Origin of the sequence: Nocardia sp. NPDC050712 (genome assembly GCF_040654295.1) — a bacterium.
GTDB lineage: Bacteria > Actinomycetota > Actinomycetes > Mycobacteriales > Mycobacteriaceae > Nocardia.
Map to the genome: position 1 here is coordinate 1,097,510 of NZ_JBFAHT010000002.1, position 24,313 is coordinate 1,121,822.

Here is a 24,313-nt window from a genome sequence, read left to right on the forward strand (position 1 = left end):
GCAGCGCACAAGTTTCGCGGACGTCACCGACGAGTCATCGCCGTCATCGCCTGCGGCAGGAACGCCCGCAGTGCGTCGAAGTCGTAGTGGCGGCTGAGCTCGATGGGCCCGGGGTGGGTGCCGTGATGGAATTCGGTGGTGACCGGTACGCCGTTCCGGTCCAGGGCGGCGACGAAGTCGTCGGAGAGTTGCCGCATGAGCACCTCGACCCCGGCTAGCGGCGATATGGCGGTGGTGGCGTCGTCGTGCACCCCGGGCCTGCCGTCACCGGCGGTGACATAGAGCGAGGTGCCGTGGAGTTCGCCGGCCAAGGCGGTGGGGTTGCGGGCGTCCCAGTTCGCGGCCTGCTGGGTGCGATCGCCCCAGATGCAGGGTTCGGCGAGTTGGAGCAGCGATGACACCGCGGGGGAGAGGGCGTCGACGTTGACCGCCCCCGAGAACGCGGCGGCCGCGTCGAAGACGCCGGGATTGCGGGCAGCGTAGGACATGGCGCCGAAGCCGCCCATCGAGCTGCCCGCGACCGCGCGATGGCCGGTGGTGCTGAAGGTGGAATCCACCCAGGGGAGCAGTTCCCGGAGGTGGAAGGTCTCCCACGCCGGAGGCGGGAACGCGATGGGGCCGTTGAACGGATCCGATCCGCTGACCGGCGTGCCGTACCAGTCGGAGTAGAAACCGACCGGGCCGCCGTCGGGCTGCACGACGATGACGGGCGTGTCCCCGATGACCTGCTCGACCTCGGCGGCGGGCCAGGTGGTCGGCGAGTTCCGCGCCCCGTGCAAGTGGACCAGGACGGGGTAGCGGGTGGTTTCCTCCTCGTACCCGACGGGCAGCGTCACCCGAACTCGGACCAGCCCGTCCGGTGCGACCCGGCCCGCCGCGGCCGACCGGAAGGCGTAGAGCGTGGTCCGGGCGTCCACCGGTGTCGCCGAGACCTGCTCGAGGTGGGCCACCGGCGGTGTGGTGCGGGGCAGGCACTGCGGGGTGTCCTGCGCGGTCGCGGGTCCCGCGCTGAGCAGCCCGGTCAGCAGCATCGGGGCGATGACCGCGGCCAAGCGGGCACGCCGTGCCGGGGCAACCATTGCCGGTCGAGGCCCGAGTTCCTTGTCGATCATGATGTCTCCGCGCTGTTCATGGATACTAATTCGTATTAGTTCGCTCGGACTGTAGTGAGAGCGGCGTCGGCGCGCAATAGACTGCCCGCAAGTGGCAGGGAGTTGAGGTGTGGTGTGGCGCGGGTGACAGCACGCGATGTCGCTGTGGCGGCGGGCGTTTCGCAGACGACGGTGAGCTTCGTGCTCAACGATCGCCCGGACCAGTCGATTTCGGAAAGCACCCGGCGGGCGGTGCTGAATGCCGCCCGCAAACTGGACTACGTTCCCTCCGGCGCGGCCCGGAGCCTGCGCCGCGGACGCAGCAATGTGGTGCTGTGCGTGATCCCCGATATTCCGGTCACCGAGGTGATGGAGGTGTTCCGGAGGGGACTGAGCCGAGCGCTCGCCGCATCCGGGTTGACCTGCGCCTTCCTGCACACCGAGGAAGGCGCCCGGCTCACCGACCTGTGGTCACACGTCGATCCGGTCGTGGTGTTGTCCTTCGGCACCCTCGGCCGGAAGGACGCCGACCATATCCGGCGGACGGGTGTCGCCCTCATCGAGGATCTGCTCGGCACCTCCGGGATGGCGATGACCGGCCTCGACCAGACCCAGATCGGCGAACTCCAGGTGCGCCATCTCGCGGCCCGCGGGCACACCCGGATCGGATTCGGCGCCGTCGAAGATCCGCGCGAAGCCGTCTTCTGTGTGCCACGCCTGCGCGGTGCGGCCGCGGCGTGCCGCAGCCTCGGACTGCTTGCGCCGGTGGAGTTTCCGGTCGACTACACCCGCGGCGGCGGCCGCGCCGCCGCACGGCACTGGGCCGAGGAAGGGGTCACCGCGGTCGCGGCCTTCAACGATCTCGCCGGCTTGGCGGTGCTGGCGGGAGCCCGCGATGCCGGTCTCGAGGTGCCCGCGGACTTGGCCGTCGTGGGCGTGGACGACCTTCCGATCTCCTCGCTGGTTTCCCCGCAGCTGAGCACGGTAGCCATCGATCCGCTCGTCCTCGCCGCCGCGGTCGCCGGCCACGTCGTCGTTGCGGCCGGAATGCCCGGGCCCGGTGGCGAACCCGGGGGATCGGCGCTGCGGCTGATCGAACGCGACTCGACCTGATTCGCCCGCGGGTCCGTCAGTGGTGCACGAGCGGGACTCCGGAAAGTCCTCGCGCACACAGCATTACTGTCGCGGTGATCGCCTGATCCTTGGCGATCGGCCGGCCGGAATCGAGCCATTGCCGGGCGGTGAATCGGCAGATTCCCACCAGGCCGGCGGCGAGCAACCGGACTCGGAACGGGTCGGCCTCGACATCCCGGGCCAGCAGGCCGGCCAGGGTGCGGACGCAGTCCTCGATCGCGCGGTCGATGCGCAGGCGCACGGCCGGTTCGCTCGGCACCTCGGTTTCGAAGACGAGCCGGAACCCGTCGGGATCGCTGTCGATGAAGTCGAAGCAGACCTCGACCGCGGCCCGGGCCGGGTTGTCGCCGCCGGCGTTCAACGCCTGCCGGACCCCCGCGGTCAATCGGTCCAAGGGAGGCTGGAGCACCGCCAGGTACAGGGCGAGTTTGCTCGAAAAGTGTTTGTACATGGTCGGTTTGCTCATGCCCGCGCGTTCGGCGATCTCACGCATCTGGGCCGCGTGATAACCGGAATGCCCGAAGGCATCAGCGGCTGCCCTCAGCACCCGCTGACGTTGCGCCGCGCGCTCCGACCGTAGCTCCACACCGCGATCGGGCAGTTCCCAAAGGGCATCAGCACGCTCTTTCCACACTGCCTGTGTCATGCCGCCCTCACCTGATTCCGCAACGCGCCGACTACTCCTACCGGCGCTCCCCTCAGCGTGGCGACCCTATTGGCGACATGTCAACGAGATGTGAGAAATCTGTCGGGTTCGCGATGCGGCCGTGCTGTGCGTGGGTTCGCATAGTGTTCAGGTGTACGAGTCCTGGCGTCACATCCGGAACAAGGAGCTGACCATGACCGCCGTCTCGCTCACCCCGGCCGGGCCGTTCGCACTCGCCTCGTCGATGCGTTTCCTGGAGGGCTTCACCCCGGCCGGATATGACCACGCCGACGACGCGATCCTGCGCCTGGCCTTTCCCGCCGACAACGGTGTCTCCGTCATCGGAGCCGCGGTCCGGCAGGCGGCAGTCGGCCAGGCCGTGCACGCCGATTTCACCGTGCGCGGGCCGGCCGTGGAATCCGAGGTCGTCACCGCGCAGATCGCCCGGATCCTGTCCCTGGACGTGGACGGCACCGGGTTTCCCGCTCTCGCCTCGGGCGACCCGGTGGTGGCGAGCTTGCAGGCCGACTACCCGGGATTGCGTCCGGTCTGCTTCTATTCGCCCTATGAAGCGGCCGCCTGGACGATCATCGGCAACCGGATCCGGATGACCCAGGCCGCCGCCATCAAGGCAAGCCTGGCCCGGGAACACGGCGAGGCCGTCGACGTGGCCGGACAGACCGAGCATGCTTTTCCCGCACCGGGTGTGTTGCGCGACCTGCACCGGGTGCCCGGCCTGACCGATATCAAGGTCGAACGCCTCAACGCCCTCGCCGACGCCGCGCTCGACGGCAAGCTGGATGCCGCCACGCTGCGTTCGCTGCCCGTCGACCAGGCCCTCGCCGCGTTGCGGGAGCTGCCCGGTATCGGACCGTTCTCCGCCGAGCTGATCCTCATCCGCGGGGCCGGGTACCCAGATGTGTTCCCCCGCAACGAACCACGCGTCCACCAGGCCATCGCCACCGAATACGGGCTCGCCGGCACCGACGATATCGACCAGCTCGCCGCGATCGCCGAGCGCTGGCGGCCCTATCGCAGCTGGGTCGCACTCTTGCTGCGCGCTCGCGCCTCGGAGAGCCCGAGGGGTAAGCCAGCGAAAGCCCGCAGGTAGCGGCGCTAGCGACCGGTCCCGGCTATACCGCACGACTCCGATAGTCCCGGACAGTGAGGAGAGCGATGCGCACGACAGAGTCTCGACCAGCCGCCTCGGGTAGCGGCCGCTTGGTGCAAATCGGCGCGGTGCTGTGGGTCGCGGTGCTCCAGTACTTCGTACTGCTGCTGGTCGTCCAGAACCGCTGGACCACCCCCTACAGCTGGGTCCGCAACGCGATCAGCGACCTCGGCGCGGCAACCTGCCGATACTCCGATTCCGTTGAGACGTGGGTGTGTTCGCCGTGGCATCGGGCCGCGAATGTGTCGTGGTTCCTCGCCGGACTGTGTCTGACCGCCGGTGCGCTACTGCTGATGCGGGGATGGTCGGCGTCGGGCATCGCACGGACCGGCCTGGGTCTGTACGCGCTCGCGGGCGTGGGTTTGATGGTGGTCGCTCTCAACCCTGAAGACGTCCGGGCCGGTTGGCATGTCGCCGGCGCGGTGGCGGCCATCGTCGGTGGGGAAGTGGCGATGATCGTGCTCGGGTTCGCGCTGCTGCGGGCCGACCGCCTGCGCGGTCTAGGCCTGCTCGGCGTCGGGGCCGGAGTCGTGGCCGTCGTCGGGTTGATACTGATGCTCGCCCGGGTCGGGGGCGCGGCCCACTTCGGTCTCTGGGAGCGCATCGCCGCGTTCCCGGTCCTGCTCTACGCGATCGTGTGCGGCCTGCGAATTCTCATCGACCGTGCGGGTCGTTGGCGTTGAGGACCGCCACCACCTGGTCGTACTCGCCGCGCGCCTCGCCGTAGCGCAGGAATTTGACGTTCTCGACCTGGATTTCGGTGGCGTCGGGCTCGGTGGCGAACAGGTGCATCACCTCGTCGGCGAACTCGTCCAGCGGCATCGCCCACGGGCTGTCCTGCTGGCCCGGCAGCAGTGCGGTGCGCACGGCCGGCGGCTCGAGTTCGACGATCTTGACGGAGGTGTCGGCCAGTTGCAGGCGCAGTGATTCGCTGAGCATGTGGATGGCCGCCTTGGTCGCGTTATAGGTCGGTGTGACCTTCAGCGGGGCGAAGGCCAACCCGGAGGAGACGGTGACGATGGTCGAATCCGGCCGGGTGGCAAGGTGTTCCACGAAGGCGGCGATGAGCCGGATGGGGCCGAGCAGGTTCGTGGTGACGGTGGCCTCGGCGGTGTCGAGGAAGCCCGCGGCGGTGTGCCAATCCTCGATGCGCATGATCCCCGCCATGGCGACGAGGACGTTGAGATCGGGATACTCCGCCAAGACCTTGCCCGCGGCCTCGGTGATACTGACCGCGTCGGTGGTGTCGATCCGCACGGTGCCGATGCCCGGATGCTCGCTGGCGATCTTGTCTAGCAACTCTTGCCGTCGACCGCCGACGATCACAGTGTTGCCCGCGGCCTGCCAGCGCAGCGCCAGAGCCAGACCGATGCCACTGGTGGCGCCGGGAATGAAGAGGGTGTTTCCGTCGATGTCCATGCACCCAGCCTCACACCGGCACCGGCGGGCGAAAAGAGGACTCCGCACCCAGGGATCGCCGATCCCTGGTTACCGAGGTGCCGACGGGTCATGGTGGATACATGCATCATGAGCAGGTGGATCGCGCACAGCTGGCCGCGTTTCTGCGCCGCCGCCGAGAAGGCCTGCAACCCGCCGACGCCGGGCTGCCGGTGGGCCCGCGCCGCCGCACGCCGGGCCTGCGCCGCGAAGAGGTCGCCGGGCTGGCGGGCATGTCGCCGGACTACTACGCCCGGCTCGAACAACGCCGCGGCCCCCAACCCAGCACCCAGATGCTCGACGCGCTCGCCCGCGCGCTGCGCCTGACCGCCGACGAGCGCGACTATCTGCACCGCGTCGCCGGGCACAACCCGCCGCCGCGCACCGGGAGCGCCGCCTACGTCGCACCGGCGCTGCTGCGCGTCTTCGATCGCCTCGCCGACACACCGGCGATGATCCTCACCCAGGTCGGGGAGGTGCTGGTGCAGAACCATCCGGCCCGAGCCTTGTTGGGCGAGCGGATGCACTACAGCGGGCTCGATCGCAGCGACATCTACCGCTGGTTCGCCCATCCCGGCACCGAACGCCGCTGGTATCCCGAATCCGACCATGACCGGCAGAGCCGGGCGCACGTCGCCGGGTTGCGGGCCGCGCACGCCGCCCAGGGCCCGGGCGGGTCCGCCGACCGGATCGTGCACGAGTTGCATTCGCGCAGTGCGGAATTCCGCGCGCTGTGGGAACAATACGAGGTCGCCGTCCGGTTCACCGACCACAAGACGATCGTGCATCCGCAGATCGGGCCGATCGAGGTCGACTGCCAGGTGCTGTTCACCGAGGATCAATCCCAGGCCCTGCTGGTGCTGACCGCCGCACCCGACACCGAAGACGCCGACAAGCTCCAGCTCGCCGCCGTCCTCGGACATCAGCAATTCGCGGACCCACAGCCGGAGCGATAGTCCGAACGGGCCTACTGCTCCGCTCCGAGACTGGCTTTCGCCGTCTCGTAATCACCGGTCGGCGCGGCGTCGTCTTTGGTGTAGACGAGGTGCAGGACGCCGGTGGTGAAGGTCGCCGAGGACAGCAGCCGCAGCGGCAGCGTGGTGTCGCGATCCTCGAACAGCCGCAGGCCCTTGCCCACCACGATCGGGTGCACCAGCAGATGCAACTCGTCCAGCAGCCCGGCCTCCAGCAGCTGACGCACGACCGAGACCGAGCCGCTCATGGCGATGTCGCCGCCTGGCTCGTTCTTCAGCGCGGTCACCGCCTCGAGGAAATCACCCTGCAGCGTCTCGGAATTACGCCAGGTCAGGTCGAGGTCCTGATGCGTGACGACGATCTTGCGGGCATCGCCGAACGACTTGGCCATGGCCGCGTCCTCGCCGCCCGCGTGCTCGCGGTCCGGCCATGCCGCGGCGAAGCCCTCGTAGGTGACGCGACCGAGCAGCAGCGTGTCGGCGGTCCCCATCTGCGCGCCGACGGCCGCACCCATCTCGTCGTTGAAGTACGGGAAGTGCCAGTCCTGCGGGTCCGCGACGACGCCGTCGACCGCTGCGAACAATCCTGCGGTGATCTTCCTCATTGCCCATCTCCTGGATCAGTAGTGCCTGTGTTGCCTGATCTGACGACGTGGCAACCGGAAACTCATCGGTCCCTGGTGCTCGGCACCGGCGGCGAGGATGAAATACGTCGATACCGGTTGCCGCGCAAGGCATCCGGTATCGACGCGTTCCGCTACTGCGGCGGTGGGTTGGTGGTGAACGCGGCGACCACCGCGCCGATCGCGGCACCGGTCAGCGCACCGACCACGGCCGTGGTCCCGCCGATGATCGCGGCGGTCAGGACGCAGCCCGCCGCGGCTCCGGCGACGACGCCACCGACCACGCCCAGCACTTCACCGATGGTCGGATCGACCGGTACGGGGGCGTCGAGAATGAGCGGCGAGACCAAGGCCGCGGTGATGCCGCCGATGATGAAACCGAGCACTCCGCCGGCGATGGCGCCGGGGCCCGCGCCCAGGAAGCAGCCCGCAGCGGCACCGGGAATGCCGCCGACCACGGCACCGATCGCCGCGCCCTCGGCGATCGTGGTGGCGACCCGGTCCCGTTCGGCCTGTTCGGCATCGGGCGCGGCGCCCGGGGGCGCCTCGTAGGTGGCTTGCCCCACGTCCCCGCCGGGGGTCAGGGTGACGGAGTTGTCCTGGATGTCGGCGTCGATCGGGAACCTGAGGTTGTCGATCGTGTAGGACAGGGCCAGGGTCCGCACCACCGCGCCGGTGGGGTCCTTGATGACGAGATTGCCGTCCTGTACCGCGGCGCTGCCGTTGCCGAGGGCGACCTTGCCGGTGTTGTCGACGACATCGGCGGTGACCTTCACATCCTCGGGGGCGGCCATGGCCGGTGGTGTCGATATACCGAGCGCGGAGAGAGCGACCATCGCGACGACGGCCTGTCTGAGCTTCATGCCGTACTCCCTGCTTTCAGTGGTGATCTGACCCACCGATCTTTCAGGTTGTGTCACGTGCCCGCGCCGAGAAGACAACCGAGCGATGCCGGATCGAAATTGCCGGAGAATTGTCACCCCTGGCCGGGGCATGGACCGCTACCGCTGTGGCAGTGCTGCGTTCGTCCATCCCAAGAGCTGAGCTATTTGGATTCGACGCGTCCGAAGGCGTCGGGGCCTGTGGTCAGCGCGTCTTGCGCTGTCTGCCAGGCATTGTCGCCGGGATGGAAGGCGGTGCGGAGGTAGGCCGCGGTGAGCTCGGCGACGGCGGCGACCCGGTCGGGGCTCTCGTCGCTGGTCTCGATGCTGTCGTGACCCTGGATGCCGCCCAGGAGGTGTTCGCCACCGAAGACGGTGAGCAGGGTTTTGGGCCCGGGGGCGAGGTGGTAGGCGTCGGCGTGCCAGTCCGGTCCCATGGTGGTCCAGTGCTGGGAGTCGTCCTTGTCGCCGGCGACCACCAGGGTGGGGGTGGTCATCGTGGTGAGGTCGGTGGTGCGCAGGAGCGGCACCGTGGCGGACCGGAACCCGTTGAAGGTGTCGCCGCCCCGGCCGATGGCGCCGAGCAGCACGCCCTGGGTGATCCGGGGGTCGATAGCGTTGATCTCCTCGCCCGTGTCGGGGTCGGTGACCCGTGCGCCGAGCAGGAGTTCGCCGGTCAAGGAGCCCAGGGAATGTCCGGCCACGGCGACCTTGCCACGGTCCATGCGCCCGGCGAGCTGCGGCACGGCCTGCTCGATCTCGTCGAGCCGGTCGAGGATCACGCTCATGTCCTGGATCCGGGAACGCCAGAACAGCGGCGCCCCGGGCTCATCGGCGACCTGATGGCTCAGCCGGGGAGCGCTGAGATGGTTCGGCTGGATCACGACGAAGCCGTGGGCGGCCCAGACCTTGGCGAGCGGGAGGTACCCGTCGAGCGAGGAGAGCCCGTACGCCCCGCCGTGGCCGTGTGAGAAAAGGATGATCGGCAGATCGGTGCCGGTCACTGGCGCGGAAACGCGGACTTCGAGATCCAGTGGCCGCCCGGGAACGGACAGCCGCACCGGGCTGACCGACTGCACGGGTGGGGTGGCGGGGTGGAGGTAGGTATCGGCGATAGCGGTCCATTGGCTCATGCGGTATCTGTCCTTCGATGGTTTCGGCTAATCTGGAACAAAACGGAACCTTGCTCCATTTACGATACGGAGCGTTGTTCCGTTTCGCAACCGAAAGGTGGACGGGTGTCCGAAGCAGAGCAGTCCAAGAGCGCCGCCAAGCGCTCGGACGTGGTGCGCAACCAGAGCAAACTGCTCGCCGCCGCCGCGGAGGTGTTCATCAGCTCCGGCGTCGACGCGCCGGTCCGCGAGGTCGCGGCCAAGGCGGGCGTCGGCATGGGGACGCTCTACCGCCACTTCCCGACGCGCGCGGATCTCGTGGTGGCCGTCTTCCGCCACCAGGTCGAGGAGCTCGCCGACGCCGGGCCGCGACTGCTGGCCGAGGCCGACTCGCCGCTGACCGCACTGCGCCAGTGGATCGACCAGTTCGTCGACTTCCTCGTCACCAAGCACGGCCTGGCCGCCATCCCGCAGACCGACGGCGGCGCCACCCTGCACACCTACTTCCTCGACCGGCTACTGCCCGTCGCCGAGCAACTGCTCACCGCCGCGGCCCACGCGAACCAAGTCAGGTCCGACATCGAGCCGTACGAGCTCATGCGCGGCATCGGCAACCTCTGCATCGCCCCCGACCACGATCCCCGCTACGACCCCCGTCGCCTGATCGACCTGCTCCTGCGCGGACTGACGGACTCCGGATCCACCGGTGCCTGACTGCGACCCGCAAACCGTGTCACCGGGCATCCGTACGCTCTCGCCCCATGGGGCTAGCGATTTCAGTTCATTCCTACGCATACGCGCTGACGCATTCGGATCTCGAGTCCGTCGAGTACCTCCGGAAGGAGCTCGACACCATCAATCGTGTACTGGCCGAGAACGGTCTGCCGCTACACGAGGAGTCGGGCACCGAGGGCCCGGTGAGTATGCGCGCGCACGCGGGCAGTTTTCCCTACAGCTTCGTGCATTACCTGCGTCGCGCCTACGCGCATGCCTACATCAATCCCGGTCAGCCCCTCACGCCTGTGGCTGAAGGGAAGCAGCCCACCGGCGATCCGTTGATCGAAGAGGTGATGTACATGTTCGAATGCCACCTCATCTGCCATTCGGACGCCGAAGGCTTTTATGTCCCTATCGATTTCGGCGAGGTCCTGGTTCCGCAAGATCCGAGTATCAAGCTTGCGGGCGGCCTCCTCGGATCGTCGGTGGCTCTGCTGCGCGAACTGCGCTATGTCGCCCCGTATCTCGGCATCGAGCTCGAGAACGGTGACCTCGCCGATGCCGCGGCGACCGCCCTGAACAGCTATGACGAGGACCATCCTTTCCAGCGGGAACGTGAAGTGTGGCTGGCGCTGTTCGAGAGCGCGCGCATCTCGGTCGCGAACAAGACGCTCATCTCCTTCGGCTGAGATCGATCCGGATACTCGGTCAATCCCACAGTCGGGTGTCGTGCGCTTGGACCAGTGCCCGGACGCGGGCGATGACGTCCCCAGCGGGCAGGGCGGGCAGCCGACGTCCGTCGCGCAATCGCACCGCCACCGCGTCGTCGTCGGCTTCGGCCGGGCCGATGACGAATTGGTATGGCACCAGCCGGGTTTCGCGCACCCGTGCGCCCAGGCTGCCGTCCTGCGCGCTGAGGATCCGGACTCGCAGGTCCGCATCCAAGCATCGATCGCGCAGGCGCGCGGCGGTGGCTTCCTGAGCGTCGGAGATCGGCAGCACCGCGACCTGAACCGGAGCCAGCCAGGCCGGGAAGGCGCCGCCGTGCTGTTCGATCAGGTGCGCGACCGCGCGCTCGACGCTACCGATGATGCTGCGGTGCACCATAACCGGCCGGTGCCGGGCCCCGTCGGCCCCGATGTAGTGCAGGTCGAACTGCTCGGGCTGATGAAAATCGACCTGCACGGTGGACAGGGTCGATTCGCGCCCGGCATGATCGCCGACCTGGATGTCGATCTTCGGGCCGTAGAACGCCGCTTCCCCCTCGACCGCCTCGTACGGCACACCGGCTCGGTCGAGGACCTCGCCCAGGATCTTGCTCGCCCGCGCCCACATATCCGGTGCCGCAACGTATTTCCCACCGGCTCCCGGCAAGGAGAGCCGGTAGCGCGCATCGGTGATCCCCATGGCCCGGTAGGCCGACCCGATCAGCGCCAGCGCGGCGGCGGCTTCGTCGGCGACCTGATCGAGGGTGCAGAAGATGTGCGCGTCATTGAGGTGAATACAGCGCACCCGGGTCAAGCCGCCGAGCACACCGGACAGCTCCGAGCGATACATGGCCCCGAGTTCGGCCATCCGCAGCGGCAGTTCACGGTAGCTGTGCGACCGGGACCGGTACATCACCGCGTGATGCGGGCACAGGCTGGGACGCAGCACCACCTGCTCACCACCGACGTCCATCGGCGGATACATGTCCTCGTCGTAATGCGCCCAGTGCCCGGATATTTCGTAGAGTGCGCGTTTGCCGAGCGCAGGGGAGTACACGTGCTGATAGCCCGCCCGGCGTTCGACAGTTCGAATGTAGTCCTCGAGACTGTGGCGCACGACCGCGCCGTCGGGCAGCCAGTACGGGAGTCCGGCCCCGATCAGCGGGTCGGTGTCGAACAGGCCGAGTTCGCGGCCCAGCTTCCGATGGTCGTACACGGGGATCTTCCTTCTCGTCGAAGGCGGATGACCACGTGCGAAAGCCCCGGGCATCCGCCCGGGGCTTCGATCAGAACAGCATCAGCGCGCCGGGACGTCGTCCGGCGTCGTGGTGAGATGAGCGCGCTGCATGACGGGGACGCTACCTCGCCGGAATACCCGTGACAACCGGATTCCGGCGCGTCGGCCACGGTCGGGTCAGCGCTGCGTCGGGGTGGATTGGATGCGGTCCAGGAAGGCATCGATGGCGGCCCACATCCGCGAATCGAGCTGGCCGTGGCCGCCGACTCCGGGGACCGCTTGGAAGTCCACGCCATTCGCGGCGAATTGCGCCGCCAGGGCGGCGTGCAGCGGCGACGGGACCACGGTGTCGGCGGCGTTGAGCAGCAACAGGATCGGGGCGTCGTAACCGTTGGTGGGCAGCGCCATGTAGTCGGCGAGCGCGGCCCGGAAGCGGTCGTCGGACAGCGGGCGCGCGAGCAGGTCGCCCACTCCGATACCGTCCATCTCCTCGATGATCGTGTCGAGGCACTTGCCGTTCGCGCCGTCGACGACCTCGCGGCCCCGCGGGCTGAGGTAGCTGTCGATATCCAGGTCGGGGCGGGCCGCACGCATCCCGGCCAGGATGCTCACCACGAATCCGTCCACACCGTCCAGACCCGGCAGGTCCGGCACAGCCGGACCGGCGACCGGGAGCACCTTCTCGACGTCGGAGGCCGGATCGGCGGCGATGGTGCCCCGGAAATCGAGGTCGGGTGCGTAGCCGGCCTGCAGATGTCCGGTGCCCAGTGCGGCGTGCCCACCCTGGGATACGCCGACCACACCCCAGGTCCGCGACAGATCGGATCGCGCCTCGCGGGCCGCGCGCACCAGATCGATGGTGGCGGTGGCCTCGGTGCGGGTCTCCAGGTACGGGTGCGGTCCGGTGTCGAAGCGGCCCAGACCCAGCAGGTCGGGCGCGACTACCGCGAAGCCCTTCGACAGCAGCCGGCCGATGATCTTGTCTTCCTGCGCCTGCGCGCCCGGGAACGGATAGCCCTGCGGATTCGACTGCCCACCGCAGCCCGCGCCGAGCCCCGTCGAACCATGGTCGACGGCCATGATCGGCCAACCGGCCGCCGGCGCCACGCCCGCGGGGACGAACATCGCCCCACTCGCCCGGCGCGGAGCCCCGTCCGACCCGGCCATCCAGTACTCGACCACCGAACCGCCCGACATTCCACGCCAGCCGTCTGCCTGCGCTTCTACCGAGATCACAGCGCCGGCAGCGGCCGCCGACGCGGGCGCGCTGGTCACGACCAGCCCCGCACCCGCCGACACGGCAGCCGCCATCATGGTCCGGCTCGCAGACTCCAGCAATCGCATAGAACACCTCATCGAATCCAGCTCAACAATCAGAATGACCTGGTCGATCGTACAGAATGCGCAATAGATACCCGCTGCCGCTTGTCGAAATGGCTAATCTGCGGCGATCAACCTGGGCGAATTGCTCTGCCGTGGACGCCGCTCACCAGTCTCTGGTGGCTATCAGTTCCCCCGCGTCCGCGTCGGTGAACCCGTAGGCCGAGGCCACGAACCAGAAGTCCTCGCCGATCTCCTCCCGCGCCACCGTCTCGATCTCACTGCCGGCCGCCTCGAACTCCGCCTCCAAGAGATTGAACTCCTCCGTCGCCGCCCAGGTGAGCGCGTACAGAGCAGTCAGGTCCGACGGCTTCTCCGCCTCGATCCGCTCGCACAGGCGCAGCAGGATCGCCGCGCCTTTGTCGAGAACGTGATCGGGGAAATACGGGTCCGCGTACAGCGGCCGCAAGAACCTACGGGCGGTAACCCGCTTATTTGTGATCGCCATGGCGCTCCATCCGCGAGATGTGATGTCGTTGAGGACTTTGTACGAATCATGCAGGAGCCCACCGACATCGAGCCGCCATCTCCTGTGTCCGCTCATGTGCTCGACCGCGCCGCGATCTCGAACAGCAACTGCTGCACGCGTTGCCGTAGAAATGTTTGCCTCCGGAACGCCCCCGGACTAGCGTATTTCGAGTTAGCGGAGGCTAACCTATTTAAAACGTCTGCGTAAGGGTGAGGTCAGCAGTGGATTTGAACAGGCGCCATCTCTTCAAAGCGGGCCTCGGGCTGAGTGCGGTAGTGGCGCTCGCGGCGTGCGGTAACGGTGGCTCCGAAAGCTCCGGCGGCACACCGCAACGCGGGGGCACCCTGCGCATCGGCGCCATCGGTAAATCCGCCAAGACCGAACGCGACCCGCACGCCACGCTCAGCAACGACAGCGACTTCCTCATCACCTCGCTCGTCTACGACCCGCTGACGGTCCCGGGCAACGATCCCAACGTCGCGCCGCGCCTGGCCTCGAAGTGGGAATCCGATGCGGACCAGCGCAATTGGACCTTCACCATCGCCGAGAAGGCCACCTTCCACGACGGCGCCCCGGTGACCGCCGAGGATGTCGTGTGGTCGCTGCGGCGGCTGCGCGAGATCGCCGGGGAGACCAAGGTTCCCGTGGCCTCGGTCGAGGACATCAAGGTCGCGGGCCCGAACGCGGTCGTGCTGACCTGCCCGAGCCCCAACAGCCAGCTGCCGATGCTGCTGCGACTGATGACCTTCGTGGTGCCCGAGGGCACCACCGATTTCACCAAGGCCATCGGCTCCGGCCCGTTCAAGCTCGAGAGCTACGCCAACGGCAACGCCCGGCTGGTGCGCAACGACAACTGGCACGCCGGGCCGCCGCTGCTCGACGCCGTCGAGGTCACCCTGTTCGAAAGCCCGGAGGCGATGTCGAACGCGGTCATCGCCGGGCAGATCGATGTCGCCTCGAGCGTCGGCGCGATCGCCGGGCGGACCGCCGAAGGCCGTGGCCTGCAAGTCATCCGGCGGCCGAACGACGTCGCGGTCGCGATCGCGATGCGCACGGGCGACGGCCCCTTCGCCGACCCGCGCGTGCGCGAGGCGCTGCGCCTGGCGGTGGATCGCGAGGCGATGGTGGCGCAGGTCCTTTCGGGCTACGGCACCGTCGCCAACGACATCCTCGGCACCGCCGACCCGACCATCGACAAGACGATCACCCAGCGTAAGCGCGACATCACCCGCGCCAAGCAGTTGCTCGCGGACGCGAAGTTCGACACCGGCAAGACCTACCCGCTGGTGACCAAGCAGGAAGCCGCCGGCGAGGTGGAATCGGCCAAGGTATTCGCCGGCCAGGCCAAGGACATCGGCGTGAATCTCGAGGTCGTGGTGCAGGAGGCCAACGCCTTCTACGACGACACCTGGCTGAAAGCGCCGCTGTACACGGTGAATTGGGGCACCAACGACTCGGTGATGTTCTTCGCGAGCAAGGTGCTGACCTCGCGGACCAAGTGGAACGAAACCGGCTTCAAGGACGCGGCGTTCGACCAGGCCTACACCGACGCGCTCGCCGCGCCGGCGGGCGCGAAGTTCACCGAGGCCAGCCGGACACTGCAGAAGATCCAATACGAGCGTGGCGGCTACATCGTGTGGGGCACGGCCGACGGCATCGACGTCGCCTCGAAGTCGGTGCGGGATCTGCCGAAGCTCGGCGGCTACGGTCGCGTGCAACTCGAACGAGTGTGGTTGTCGAATTGATCGCCTTCGCCGGACTGGTAGCGCGGCGGCTCGGACTGCTGATCGCGCTACTGGCCTCGGTGTTCGTGGTGGTGGATCTGCTGCCCGGCAACGCGGCCCGCGCGGTCCTCGGCCGGGACGCGACGCCGGACAAGATCGCGGCGAAGGAACACGAACTGGGCTTGGACCGGCCGCTGCCGGTCCGGTTCTGGGACTGGTTCCGCGGGGTCGCCACCGGTGACTTCGGCACCACGGCCCGGGGACAGTCGGTGAACGACCTGCTCGCGGCCAAGTTTCCCCAAACCCTGCTGCTCGCCTCGATCGCGATGGCCCTGACCGTGGTGATCGCACTGCTGTGCGGGCTGTGGTGGGCCGCGCGGCCCACCGGTGTGGCGGCGCGCGTGCTGCAACCGGGCTCCGCCTTCGTCATCGCCGTCCCGGAATTCGTCGTGGCCACCCTGCTGGTGCTGGTCTTCTCGCTGTCGCTGGACTGGTTGCCCGCGGTGACGTTCATCGATCGCTCCGGATATCCGACCAGTGCGCAGATGCTGATCCTGCCGGTGGCCGCGCTGGCGATCCCGCAGGCCGCGTGGAATCTGCGGGTGGTGCGCGGCGCGATGCTCGACGCCGCCACCGCCCCGCACGTGGAAAGCGCCACCCTGAACGGGCTTCCGGAGCGCACGGTGCTGCTGCGCCATGTGCTGCCGTTCGCGTTGCCGACCATCGCGACCTCGTTCGCGACCTCGGTCGGCACCCTGTTCGGCGGCGCGCTCGTCGTGGAGACCGTCTTCAACTATCCGGGAATGGGGGCGCTGGTGGCCGGCTCGGTGTCCGACCGCGACACCGCGCTCGTCGCGGCGGTCGTGGCGATGACCGCGACGACGATCATGGCTGTGTTGCTGGTCGCGGACGCTATCCGCGTGTGGGCGAATCGAGGCCGGCGATGACGACCGCGACCAGCTCCCGGCGACTGTGGCCGGCTGTATTGCCCGCCTTGGTCATCGTCGTGATCGCGATCGCCGGGCCCGCGCTGGCGCCGCACTCGGTCGACCACGCGGTCGGCATCAGCTTTCAGGCACCGGGCGACGGCGCGTGGCTGGGCGGGGATCGACTCGGCCGGGACGTGTGGAGCCAGCTGCTGCACGGCGGCTGGGGTCTGCTGCTGCTCGCCGCGGTTATCGCCGGACTGGTCACCGGGCTCGCGGCCGTGCTCGGCTCGCTCGCGGCGCTGCGGCCGCGCACCGGCGCGTGGATCGAACGCGCCGCCGACCTGGGCATGCTGCTCCCGCCGGTGCTGGCGATCCTGCTGTTCATGCTGTCCTGGCCCGAATCCGGGGCCGCGGGGCTGGTCGCTATCTCGGTCATCGCCGGTACGCCGTATTCGGCGCGCGTGTTCGCCGCCGCGGCCAGCGGGGTAGCGCGATCCGGCTTCATCGAGGCGGCGCAGGCGCGCGGAGAACGGTTGAGCTACCTCGTGTTTCGTGAGCTGCTGCCCAACCTGCGCGAAACCCTGCTGACCCAGCTCGGTCTGCGCTTCGTGGAAGCCATGTACTTGGTGAGCACCGCGGCCTTCCTGCAACTACCCACCACACTCGGCGCGGCCAACTGGGCGGTCATGGTGCGCGAGAACGCCTCCGGGATCCTGCTCAACCCCGCTGCGGTGCTCGCGCCCAGCCTCGCGATCGGCGTGCTCGCCGTCGGCGTGAACACCGCCGTGGTGGCCTTCGGGAAAGGACGGCGCAACGCATGAACCGCGGTGTGGTAATCGAGGACCTCGCGATCGAATCCGCTTCCGGCGCACTGCTGCTCGCTCCGACCACGCTGCGGGTGCCCAGCGGCACCGTGACCGCGCTGGTAGGCCCCTCCGGATCCGGCAAGACCACCCTCATGCGCGCCGTGCTCGGCCATCTGCCCGCCGGCGTCACCCGGGTCGGCGGATCCGTGCACGTCGCCGCCACCGACATGTTCGCGTTGAACAGTGTTGACCTGCAACGGTTCCGGCGCGAGCACATCGCTTTCGTCAGCCAGGATCCCGGTGCCGCGCTGAACCCGAGAATGCGGGTCGATGCGCTGTTGCGGGAAGCCGCGCATCCCACCGTCGAGGCCGATCCGGCGGCGGTACTCGACCGGGTCGGGCTCGGCGCGCAGTGCCTGCGCCGCTACCCGGGTGAGCTCTCCGGCGGGGAACAGCGGCGGATCGCGCTGGCGCTCGCCCTGGTCCGCGAGGTCGGCGTGCTGGTGGTCGACGAGCCGCTGGCCGGGCTGCACGGACAGTTGCGCACCGAGATCGCGGACCTGCTGCGGTCGCTGGCCGGTCAGGAGAACGTCGCGGTGGTGGTGTCCGGCCATGACACCAAGACCCTGCATCGCCTCGCTGACGACGTGGTCACCTTGGGCCCGCCGCCGGAGTCACTGGCCGACTTGGCGGTGCGGCTCGCCGGCCCGGTCACCGCGGCGCCCGCCGTGCTGACGGCCCGCGCGATCAGCGCGCAAGCCGGCCGCAAGACGCTGCTGGAGTCGGTCGATCTGGATATCGCCGCGGGCGAATCGGTTGCGGTGGTGGGGCCCTCGGGGGCGGGGAAGACCACGCTGTCGCGCGTCTTGGCCGGAATCCACACCGAGGCCTCGGGCCGCCTCGAAGTGGACGGGCGCGCGTTGGGCCTGGGCCGCCGATCCCGCCGCGACCGGCGGCGCGTGCAGCTGATCCCGCAGAACCCGTTGTCCACGCTAAATCCGAAACACACAGTGCGGCAGGCTTTGTCGCGGCCTTTGAAGCTGAACGGGGTCACAGCGCGAGCCGAGATCGCCGAACGCGCCGCGGCTCTGCTGGCCGATGTCGATCTGGATCGCGAGCTGCTCGACCGGTTCCCGGACGAGCTGTCCGGTGGACAGCGCCAACGTGTCGCGATCGCTCGCGCACTGGCCGCCGAACCGGAGGTGCTGATCTGCGACGAGATCACCTCGGCCCTGGACGCCGCCACCGCGGTCGCGATCATGGATCTGGTGGAACGGACCCGGATCGCCCGCGGTATCGGGGTCTTGGTGATCAGTCACGACATGGACGTGGTCGCGCGATACTGCCGCCGGATTCTGGTCCTCGCCGACGGTGCGGTGGTGGAGAGCGGCGAGACCGCTCGCGTGCTGGCCGAACCGAGCGCGGCGCAGACGATGGCACTGCTCGTCTGAGTCAGCACGTTCGCGACGCTCGACAGTCCCTCTCGAGAGTGACCGTGAAAGATCGCTCTCGTGCGGGATGTATGGGCTGGCCAGGGAATTTACTGTTGTTTCCAGGATCGAAGAGAACGTCTGGAGCCCGCATGATTGCCTCGATTAGTGAACCGCCGGCCACCACCACAACAGAAATCGTGCGCACCGACGCGCTGACTAAGAAGTTCGGCGACAACCTCGCCGTCGACGCTGTCGGGCTCACCGTCCGCGCCGGGGAGATCTACGGATTCCTCGGCCCGAACGGTGCGGGCAAGACGACGACGCTGCGGATGCTGGTCGGGTTGATCAAGCCGACGAGCGGGAGTGCGCGCGTATTCGGCCGTGCCCCAGGCGATCCCGAAGCGCTGGCACGCCTGGGTGTCCTGATCGAGAGCCCGGGCTTCTTTCCCTACCTGTCCGGGCGCGACAATCTGCGTGCCATGGCCCGCTACCGGCGGTTGCCCGACTCGGCGGTGGAGGAGGCGCTGGAGCGGGTCGGTCTCAGGGCACGCGGTGCGGACAAGTTCCGCACCTACTCCCACGGCATGAAGCAGCGCCTCGGGGTCGGCTGCGCGTTGCTGGGCAGCCCGGATCTGCTGATCCTGGACGAACCGACGAACGGCTTCGACCCGGCGGGGATGGCCGAGATGCGGGAACTGATCACCGATCTCGCCGCCGCCGGGCACACCATCCTGCTGTCGAGTCACCTGCTGGGCGAGGTGCAGGAGATCTGCGATCGGGTCGGGGTGATCAGCGGCGGTAAGCTGCTCGCCGAGTCGACCGTGGCCGAGATGCGCGGGCACGCCACGTTGTTCGTGCGAGCGGAGCCGGCGACGGTCGTGTTGGAGGCTGTTCGTGCGGCGGGTGGGACCGCGACTCCGGCTCCGGGCGGGATCCGGATCGACGCGGGCGCGGAGGCCGCGCCGCTGATCGCTCGCGCGATTGTCGAAGCCGGGGCGCAATTGCACGAATTGCGTACCGATGAAAGGTCTTTGGAAGAAGTGTTCTTCGAGATGACGGCGCAGGTGGCGCGATGATCGCGAGTATTCGGGCCGAGCTGGTCCGGCTGCGGGGATGGCCCACACTGTGGGTGCTGATCGGAGTCTGGTTCGGCCTGAACCTGACGTTCATGTACGCCTTGAACTACATCGGCTACGCCGCAGGCGATTCCAGCAACGTCACCGAGGGCCAGCCCCGCGAAGAGCTGCTGGCTCAGATCATGCCCGCCGCGGTGCCGGAGGAGTTCGCCGGCGGCATGGTGGTGTTCGGCGGTGCGCTCATGCTGATCTTCGGCGCGCTGGCCACCGGCAGCGGCTACGGGTGGGGGACGTGGAAAACCGTCTTCGCACAAGGCCCTTCGCGAACCTCGGCGCTGACCGGAACGATCGTCGGCGTACTCGCGGTGGTGGTCGCCGTGGTCGTCGGCGCATTCGTCGTCGATCTGAGCGTGGCCACGGTGATTGCCTGGGTCGAGTCGCAGCCGATCGTGTTGCCGTCGATCGGACGGTCGCTGACCGGGATCGGTAGCGGCATAGCGATTCTCGGGATGTGGTCGATGCTGGGGGTGCTGATCGGGATCGCGGCACGCGGACCCGCCCTCGCCGTCGGCCTCGGCCTCGTGTGGGTGCTGGTCCTGGAGAACGTGCTCCGATTCTTCGGAAGCATGCTCGGCGGCGCGGGGGTGATGATGGATTACCTGCCCGGAACCGCGGCCGGATCCCTGGCCGGATCCTTACGCACCTTGGGCGGTGAGACGACGCCGGGTGTGCTGAACACTATTTCGGGATCGGCGGCGATTCTCGCCCTGGCCGCCTATCTAGCGGTGTTCGTGACCGCGTCCCTCTGGCTGATCCGCCGCCGAGACGTGGTCTGACCCACGGCTGTGACCAGCCCGAAAACTTCATTGGGCCACATACGGTTTCATCACAATCGAAAAGGGAAGATCCTGTCCAGGTCGGTACCTGATCGGCCCGGAGGAGGCACTATCTTGTCTGACGAGCAGCACGTATCCGCTCCGCTTTCCGTGTCCGAAGCACCGGGCGCGGACACCGCACCCGAGGCCGGCACGGACCGGCGCCCGGACCTCGCCACGCTGAGCCTGCGTGAGGCGAATGGTGTGCTCGCCCTCGTTGCCGGCGAGGGAACTCTGCTACCCGCGAGCATCACCGCCGTCGACGAGACCGGCGTGCCCGTGGCGGTTTATTCGGCACAGCTGGTTTCCGGATCGTTGTCGACCGGTGCGGACCCGGGCGCCGGCGGGGGCTTCGAACTGGTCGACCTGTACGGCGAGGCCATCGTCGGTGACTTGTCGAAGCAGCAGTAAAGCTTCGAAGGCGCGATGTGCAGAGGCCCCGCAACCGGAACATTCGGTGTGGGGCCGCTGTCATTAGCGGAGATCAAGTCGGCAGGTTGGCATCGCGCAGTTTCCGCAGGATCGCGGTCATGGCTTCGATTTCCTTGGGGACAGCGCGCTGTGGATGTGGCGCCGGGTCAAGCTGCGGTCGACCCGGTCGAGGGCGACCGCACCCTCACCTACCCGGTACTGATCGAATTCCCCGACCTGACCACCGCCCATCGCTGGTACGACGTACCTGAGTACCAATCCCGCCGCTTGAAGGCTCCGGCGCGGCCCGCTATACGATCGACCTCGTCACGCGTGTGAGCGAGGTTGAAGTGTCGAAAAAGATTGCGCTGCAAAAGTACTCGGCAATCGAGTCGAGAGATATCCGCGACACCATCGCGGACGTGCAAGCCCGCGGCTACGCCGATTCGATCGCCAACGGGAATTCGTTCGACTCCACGAACGCCTTCATGGAGCGGTTCGAGGAATACTGCCTGAATCCTGGCTTTTCGATGGTCCTGTGCACTATCGACGACGAAGCCGTGGGACAGGCTTTCGGCTGGCCGTTGGCCGCCGGCACGCCCTGGTGGACGAGCCTGGCACTTGCTCCCGGCCAGCCGCCGTTCGATGAGTTCACCGTGGAGGACGGAACTCGAACGTTTGCCCTGAGTGAGCTGATGGTCGACAGACAGTGTCATGGCCAGGGGCTCGGCGGCATCCTCTTTCGGGCACTGCTCGCGGGCCGCTCCGAACCGAGAGTGACGTGGCGGGTGGACCCCGCGAATACGAATGCTTATGCGATCTACCGGCATTGGGGCGCACAGCGTGTCGGCAACCTCCGTCCAGGGCAGAATGGGGCGCCGCAGTTCGACGTCCTGGTTCTCGAGAATCGTTGGCAGTAGCAAAATTCGCCGGCTGCGGGAACGGTGACCGAGCAGCGCAACCCGCTGCCGCATTTCCTCACCGCACGAGCGCTGAGCGTCCTCGGTGACCGGGTTACCGATGTTGTGCTGCCGCTGGCAGTGCTCGCGGCCTCCGGATCCGCGGTCACCGCGGGTGCGGTCGGGGCGGCGGCCCAGTTGCCGCTGGTGCTGCTCGCCCTGGTGACTGGGACCGGTGACGCGGTGTTTCATGCGGCGGCGGGCAGGTATCTCCCGAGTTTGGTCGGCGATCGAGACCTGATGCGCGCCAACGGGCTTGTCGAGGGCTCCGACGCCGCGGCGACGATGACGGGGCCGGCTGCCGGGGGCTGGCTGCTGGGGTCGATGGGGCCGTTGGTGGCGTTCGCGGTCAACGCGGTGAGTTTCGTGGCCTCGGCCGTGCTGCTGGCCCGGTTGCCCACAAACGTTCCAGCCCTGGAGGAGTCCGACGAGGACGAGTCTGTGCTGGCGGGGTTGCGGCTGGTTCGACGGGAGCGGGCGCAAGCCGTGCTGCTGGCGGGCGCGTGCTATCTGCATCTGCTCGCGGCGGCTACGTTGCTGCCGTTACTGGTACGCGCCGACGAGGAGCTGGGTCTGACACCGCTCACGACGGGGCTGATCGTGTCCGCGGCAGGTCTCGGCGGGCCGGTGAGCAGCTTTGTGCTTGCCCGCTTCGGCGACATCCTCCGATGGCCGCTGCTGCTGGCCGTGGTGCTCTCGGTCAACGGCGGCGCGGCCGGCATGCTCGCGTTGTTCGACGCTGCGCTGTGGCTGGCAGCGACCGTGCTGGTGCTCGATGGAGCGTCAGCGCTCGGGTTCATTGTCGTGGCGACGACGCGGCAGCGCGTCACGCCGGATGCGTTGCGCGGCAGGGTGTTCGCCGCGAGCACGGCGGCTACGGCCACCGTCCGCATGCTCGGCCTCGCCGGTGCAGGTGGGTTGATCGGTGCGGTCGGCCCGCGTCCGGTGCTGCTCGCCTTGGCGGCTCTCGCGCTGCCGTTCGCACTTCTTCTGGTGCTGGCCGGTTCGGCGCGGGGTTGAGGCAGTCGGGCTCTCAGCTCCGAACGGACGATTCGTGTTCGTCGGTCGCGCGCCTGACTGGCACTATCCGGACGCACGCGAAAACGGTTGCTGCCCATGGCTGCGCCGATACTGGGCCCGCCCCCACGGGTTCTGATACGCCCACGCCAGCGTGGCCACCGCCCCACGCTGCTGTAGCCAGAATCGGTCCGGCAGTGGACGGGGCTGCTGGCGGCCCGGGGTGATGTTCGCGATGGCGAAGCCGGGTCCTTCCGGCCTGCGGCGCACGGCGAGTACGGTGCCGTCGGCCGCGGTCACCGATGCTCCGCCCGCGAAGTGGCCGCCGTAGACCATGCCCGCCAGTGGCAGTGGGCAGCTCACGGCTCCGGAGTGGGCGGCGTGGACCATCGGGGCGCCGCAGTAGGCCGCGAACACCGATGGCGCGTTGACCGCTCGAATGTTGTTGCGGCGCTCCAGCCATCGGGTCAGCGGGCGTGGCGGCAGGGTCGGGATGCTCCACCAGCCGGAGCCGCCGAGTACCAGGTCGACCTGTCCGGCCAGCCGGGCCGCGGTCTGGGTGCGCATCAGCTCCCAGCACATGGCGATGCCGATGGTCTTGTCCCCGAGCGAGATTCGGCCCGCGTCGGTGCCGCCGATGTAGAGGGCGCTTTCCCACGCGGTGGGCAGGTCCTTGTCGTGCCTGCCCTTGATCACACCGTCCGGGCCGACCAGGAAGTAAGCGTTGCGCACGTGTCCGTCGGCGTCGCGGACCAGGGTCGAACCCGCGGTGTGGATGCCGTGGGTGCGCGCGAGGTCTTGCAGGAGCACGGTCGGCGCGCCGTCCGGTGGCGGGGCGTTCTGGGCCAGGTCGGGGCGGTTCGCCACGCCGGTGGAGAAGAACTCGGGCAGCACCACCCATTCGGCTCCGTCGCGCACTGCCCGGGTCGTCAACTCCGCGCACATCTGCAGGTTGGCATCGATGTTGCCGACCTCGGCCGCCAATTGCAGGGCCGCCACCCGCGTCTGATTCCGCATCTCGCGCTCCACCTCGGTCATTCGGCGGGTTCGGGCGGTATCGCGGGCAGGCCCTCGACATCGCGGAGCTTCGCGGCCATCGCGGTGAGCAGATTCTGCGACTCCTCGGACAGGTCGAAGGCCCGGCTGGACAGGCGGCGCAATTTGTGGCCTTGCAACTGGGCGAGCAGTGCGAGGTCGTGGTCGATCCGGGCGGCGTAGATATCGTCGGTGAAGTACTCGGGTTTCACCTTGAAGAACTTCGCCAGCGCGGCGACGGTGTCGGCGGAGGGCTTGCTGCGCCGACCGCCGCGTAGCTGGGAGAGATAGGGTTTCGAGAGCGGGAACCCGGCGGCGGTGAGCGCGCGGGCGACCTCGGCGTTGGTGTGCTCGGGTCGCCCTGGCGGATGCACGGTCTCGAACAGCTTGTTCAAACGTTCCGCGAAGTCGACCACTGAAGTCGTCCAGTCCTTCCGCACGTCATACCGCCCGAACTTGTTGGTTCAAC

General features: G+C 68.3%; 27 protein-coding genes. 16 read left to right on the forward strand and 11 right to left on the reverse strand.

What is annotated here, in order from left to right:
- Positions 1-23 precede the first annotated feature (23 nt).
- Positions 24-1,112 (reverse strand): alpha/beta hydrolase-fold protein, encoded by a 1,089-nt coding sequence (locus AB0H76_RS15765; RefSeq protein WP_357323389.1) that lies wholly within the window; start codon positions 1,110-1,112, stop codon positions 24-26.
- Positions 1,113-1,235: 123 nt separating this feature from the next.
- On the opposite strand from AB0H76_RS15765, the gene AB0H76_RS15770 reads away from it, so the two are divergent.
- The gene (locus tag AB0H76_RS15770; protein ID WP_357323392.1) at positions 1,236-2,204 is read left to right on the forward strand and encodes a LacI family DNA-binding transcriptional regulator; all 969 of its coding nucleotides are present in this window, start codon (positions 1,236-1,238) and stop codon (positions 2,202-2,204) included.
- A gap of 16 nt (positions 2,205-2,220) precedes the next feature.
- Here AB0H76_RS15770 and AB0H76_RS15775 read toward each other — a convergent pair whose 3' ends face one another.
- Positions 2,221-2,871, reverse strand: coding sequence for a TetR/AcrR family transcriptional regulator (locus AB0H76_RS15775; protein ID WP_357323395.1), 651 nt, complete (start codon positions 2,869-2,871; stop codon positions 2,221-2,223).
- Positions 2,872-3,064: 193 nt separating this feature from the next.
- Here AB0H76_RS15775 and AB0H76_RS15780 point away from each other — a divergent pair, with 193 nt between their 5' ends.
- Positions 3,065-3,982, forward strand: coding sequence for a hypothetical protein (locus AB0H76_RS15780; RefSeq protein WP_357323397.1), 918 nt, complete (start codon positions 3,065-3,067; stop codon positions 3,980-3,982).
- Between the two features lie 65 nt (positions 3,983-4,047).
- Positions 4,048-4,725: a DUF998 domain-containing protein gene (locus AB0H76_RS15785; RefSeq protein WP_357323400.1), complete on the forward strand. Its 678-nt coding sequence runs from the start codon at positions 4,048-4,050 to the stop codon at positions 4,723-4,725.
- Here AB0H76_RS15785 and AB0H76_RS15790 read toward each other — a convergent pair.
- The gene (locus AB0H76_RS15790; RefSeq protein ID WP_357323403.1) at positions 4,697-5,461 is read right to left on the reverse strand and encodes an SDR family NAD(P)-dependent oxidoreductase; all 765 of its coding nucleotides are present in this window, start codon (positions 5,459-5,461) and stop codon (positions 4,697-4,699) included. The two genes, AB0H76_RS15785 and AB0H76_RS15790, sit on opposite strands and share 29 nt — an antisense overlap.
- A 116-nt stretch (positions 5,462-5,577) precedes the next feature.
- Here AB0H76_RS15790 and AB0H76_RS15795 point away from each other — a divergent pair, with 116 nt between their 5' ends.
- On the forward strand, positions 5,578-6,435 hold the full coding sequence (locus AB0H76_RS15795; RefSeq protein WP_357326197.1) for a helix-turn-helix transcriptional regulator: 858 nt from the start codon (positions 5,578-5,580) through the stop codon (positions 6,433-6,435).
- A gap of 11 nt (positions 6,436-6,446) precedes the next feature.
- Here AB0H76_RS15795 and AB0H76_RS15800 read toward each other — a convergent pair whose 3' ends face one another.
- The 3 genes from AB0H76_RS15800 to AB0H76_RS15810 form a co-directional block, all read right to left on the reverse strand.
- A complete protein-coding gene (locus AB0H76_RS15800; protein WP_357323406.1) occupies positions 6,447-7,058 on the reverse strand; it encodes a dihydrofolate reductase family protein in 612 nt (203 codons plus the stop codon).
- Between the two features lie 152 nt (positions 7,059-7,210).
- Positions 7,211-7,939, reverse strand: coding sequence for a hypothetical protein (locus AB0H76_RS15805; protein WP_357323408.1), 729 nt, complete (start codon positions 7,937-7,939; stop codon positions 7,211-7,213).
- Between the two features lie 182 nt (positions 7,940-8,121).
- Entirely contained in the window at positions 8,122-9,090 is a 969-nt protein-coding gene (locus AB0H76_RS15810; RefSeq protein WP_357323410.1) for a chlorophyllase, read from the reverse strand.
- Between the two features lie 105 nt (positions 9,091-9,195).
- Between AB0H76_RS15810 and AB0H76_RS15815 the strand changes: the two genes are divergently transcribed.
- Both AB0H76_RS15815 and AB0H76_RS15820 read left to right on the forward strand, forming a co-directional pair.
- A complete protein-coding gene (locus AB0H76_RS15815) occupies positions 9,196-9,783 on the forward strand; it encodes a TetR/AcrR family transcriptional regulator (RefSeq protein ID WP_357323413.1) in 588 nt (195 codons plus the stop codon).
- Between the two features lie 47 nt (positions 9,784-9,830).
- Positions 9,831-10,475 (forward strand): hypothetical protein, encoded by a 645-nt coding sequence (locus AB0H76_RS15820; protein WP_357323416.1) that lies wholly within the window; start codon positions 9,831-9,833, stop codon positions 10,473-10,475.
- Positions 10,476-10,494: 19 nt separating this feature from the next.
- On the opposite strand, the gene thrS is transcribed toward AB0H76_RS15820, so the two are convergent.
- From thrS to AB0H76_RS15835, 3 genes are all read right to left on the reverse strand, one after another.
- Positions 10,495-11,709: a threonine--tRNA ligase gene (gene thrS / locus AB0H76_RS15825; RefSeq protein WP_357323419.1), complete on the reverse strand. Its 1,215-nt coding sequence runs from the start codon at positions 11,707-11,709 to the stop codon at positions 10,495-10,497.
- A 198-nt stretch (positions 11,710-11,907) separates the two neighbouring features.
- Positions 11,908-13,074 (reverse strand): lipase family protein, encoded by a 1,167-nt coding sequence (locus AB0H76_RS15830; protein WP_357323422.1) that lies wholly within the window; start codon positions 13,072-13,074, stop codon positions 11,908-11,910.
- Between the two features lie 142 nt (positions 13,075-13,216).
- The gene (locus AB0H76_RS15835; protein ID WP_357323425.1) at positions 13,217-13,558 is read right to left on the reverse strand and encodes a DUF5713 family protein; all 342 of its coding nucleotides are present in this window, start codon (positions 13,556-13,558) and stop codon (positions 13,217-13,219) included.
- A 242-nt stretch (positions 13,559-13,800) separates the two neighbouring features.
- Between AB0H76_RS15835 and AB0H76_RS15840 the strand changes: the two genes are divergently transcribed.
- From AB0H76_RS15840 to AB0H76_RS15885, 10 genes are all read left to right on the forward strand, one after another.
- Positions 13,801-15,324 (forward strand): ABC transporter substrate-binding protein, encoded by a 1,524-nt coding sequence (locus AB0H76_RS15840; protein WP_357323428.1) that lies wholly within the window; start codon positions 13,801-13,803, stop codon positions 15,322-15,324.
- A complete protein-coding gene (locus AB0H76_RS15845) occupies positions 15,309-16,250 on the forward strand; it encodes an ABC transporter permease (protein ID WP_357323431.1) in 942 nt (313 codons plus the stop codon). The genes AB0H76_RS15840 and AB0H76_RS15845 overlap by 16 nt, the downstream gene beginning before the upstream one ends.
- Positions 16,247-17,053 (forward strand): ABC transporter permease subunit, encoded by an 807-nt coding sequence (locus AB0H76_RS15850; RefSeq protein ID WP_357323434.1) that lies wholly within the window; start codon positions 16,247-16,249, stop codon positions 17,051-17,053. The genes AB0H76_RS15845 and AB0H76_RS15850 overlap by 4 nt, the downstream gene beginning before the upstream one ends.
- On the forward strand, positions 17,050-18,489 hold the full coding sequence (locus tag AB0H76_RS15855; protein ID WP_357323437.1) for an ATP-binding cassette domain-containing protein: 1,440 nt from the start codon (positions 17,050-17,052) through the stop codon (positions 18,487-18,489). The genes AB0H76_RS15850 and AB0H76_RS15855 overlap by 4 nt, the downstream gene beginning before the upstream one ends.
- Positions 18,490-18,620: 131 nt before the next feature.
- Positions 18,621-19,547 carry an ABC transporter ATP-binding protein gene (locus AB0H76_RS15860; RefSeq protein WP_357323440.1) on the forward strand — a complete coding sequence of 309 codons (927 nt, stop codon included), beginning with the start codon at positions 18,621-18,623 and terminating at the stop codon, positions 19,545-19,547.
- The gene (locus AB0H76_RS15865; protein ID WP_357323443.1) at positions 19,544-20,383 is read left to right on the forward strand and encodes an ABC transporter permease; all 840 of its coding nucleotides are present in this window, start codon (positions 19,544-19,546) and stop codon (positions 20,381-20,383) included. Before AB0H76_RS15860 ends, AB0H76_RS15865 begins: the two co-directional genes overlap by 4 nt.
- A 150-nt stretch (positions 20,384-20,533) precedes the next feature.
- Complete coding sequence (locus tag AB0H76_RS15870) at positions 20,534-20,833, forward strand: hypothetical protein (protein WP_357323446.1); 300 nt, start codon at positions 20,534-20,536, stop codon at positions 20,831-20,833.
- A gap of 15 nt (positions 20,834-20,848) precedes the next feature.
- Entirely contained in the window at positions 20,849-21,172 is a 324-nt protein-coding gene (locus AB0H76_RS15875) for a DUF1330 domain-containing protein (RefSeq protein ID WP_357323449.1), read from the forward strand.
- Entirely contained in the window at positions 21,169-21,753 is a 585-nt protein-coding gene (locus AB0H76_RS15880; RefSeq protein ID WP_357323452.1) for a GNAT family N-acetyltransferase, read from the forward strand. The genes AB0H76_RS15875 and AB0H76_RS15880 overlap by 4 nt, the downstream gene beginning before the upstream one ends.
- Positions 21,754-21,777: 24 nt before the next feature.
- A complete protein-coding gene (locus tag AB0H76_RS15885) occupies positions 21,778-22,812 on the forward strand; it encodes an MFS transporter (RefSeq protein ID WP_357323455.1) in 1,035 nt (344 codons plus the stop codon).
- 63 nt (positions 22,813-22,875) lie between these two features.
- Here the strand turns inward: AB0H76_RS15885 and AB0H76_RS15890 are convergent, their stop codons facing one another.
- Positions 22,876-23,826 carry a carbon-nitrogen hydrolase family protein gene (locus AB0H76_RS15890; protein ID WP_357323458.1) on the reverse strand — a complete coding sequence of 317 codons (951 nt, stop codon included), beginning with the start codon at positions 23,824-23,826 and terminating at the stop codon, positions 22,876-22,878.
- Positions 23,827-23,843: 17 nt separating this feature from the next.
- Positions 23,844-24,260, reverse strand: coding sequence for a transcriptional regulator (locus tag AB0H76_RS15895; RefSeq protein WP_357323460.1), 417 nt, complete (start codon positions 24,258-24,260; stop codon positions 23,844-23,846).
- Positions 24,261-24,313: the final 53 nt, after the last annotated feature.

What these genes read in the sequence shown, in the direction of transcription:
- AB0H76_RS15775 (WP_357323395.1), bottom strand. Translation starts at nt 2,871, where the DNA reads ATGACACAGGCAGTGTGGAAAGAGCGTGCTGATGCCCTTTGGGAACTG.
- AB0H76_RS15790 (WP_357323403.1), bottom strand. Translation starts at nt 5,461, where the DNA reads ATGGACATCGACGGAAACACCCTCTTCATTCCCGGCGCCACCAGTGGC.
- AB0H76_RS15835 (WP_357323425.1), bottom strand. Translation starts at nt 13,558, where the DNA reads ATGGCGATCACAAATAAGCGGGTTACCGCCCGTAGGTTCTTGCGGCCG.
- AB0H76_RS15890 (WP_357323458.1), bottom strand. Translation starts at nt 23,826, where the DNA reads ATGCGGAATCAGACGCGGGTGGCGGCCCTGCAATTGGCGGCCGAGGTC.
- AB0H76_RS15860 (WP_357323440.1), top strand. Translation starts at nt 18,621, where the DNA reads ATGATTGCCTCGATTAGTGAACCGCCGGCCACCACCACAACAGAAATC.
- AB0H76_RS15820 (WP_357323416.1), top strand. Translation starts at nt 9,831, where the DNA reads ATGGGGCTAGCGATTTCAGTTCATTCCTACGCATACGCGCTGACGCAT.
- AB0H76_RS15785 (WP_357323400.1), top strand. Translation starts at nt 4,048, where the DNA reads ATGCGCACGACAGAGTCTCGACCAGCCGCCTCGGGTAGCGGCCGCTTG.
- AB0H76_RS15805 (WP_357323408.1), bottom strand. Translation starts at nt 7,939, where the DNA reads ATGAAGCTCAGACAGGCCGTCGTCGCGATGGTCGCTCTCTCCGCGCTC.
- AB0H76_RS15780 (WP_357323397.1), top strand. Translation starts at nt 3,065, where the DNA reads ATGACCGCCGTCTCGCTCACCCCGGCCGGGCCGTTCGCACTCGCCTCG.
- AB0H76_RS15875 (WP_357323449.1), top strand. Translation starts at nt 20,849, where the DNA reads ATGTGCAGAGGCCCCGCAACCGGAACATTCGGTGTGGGGCCGCTGTCA.
- AB0H76_RS15850 (WP_357323434.1), top strand. Translation starts at nt 16,247, where the DNA reads ATGACGACCGCGACCAGCTCCCGGCGACTGTGGCCGGCTGTATTGCCC.
- AB0H76_RS15810 (WP_357323410.1), bottom strand. Translation starts at nt 9,090, where the DNA reads ATGAGCCAATGGACCGCTATCGCCGATACCTACCTCCACCCCGCCACC.
- AB0H76_RS15765 (WP_357323389.1), bottom strand. Translation starts at nt 1,112, where the DNA reads ATGATCGACAAGGAACTCGGGCCTCGACCGGCAATGGTTGCCCCGGCA.
- AB0H76_RS15800 (WP_357323406.1), bottom strand. Translation starts at nt 7,058, where the DNA reads ATGAGGAAGATCACCGCAGGATTGTTCGCAGCGGTCGACGGCGTCGTC.
- AB0H76_RS15865 (WP_357323443.1), top strand. Translation starts at nt 19,544, where the DNA reads ATGATCGCGAGTATTCGGGCCGAGCTGGTCCGGCTGCGGGGATGGCCC.
- AB0H76_RS15855 (WP_357323437.1), top strand. Translation starts at nt 17,050, where the DNA reads ATGAACCGCGGTGTGGTAATCGAGGACCTCGCGATCGAATCCGCTTCC.
- AB0H76_RS15830 (WP_357323422.1), bottom strand. Translation starts at nt 13,074, where the DNA reads ATGCGATTGCTGGAGTCTGCGAGCCGGACCATGATGGCGGCTGCCGTG.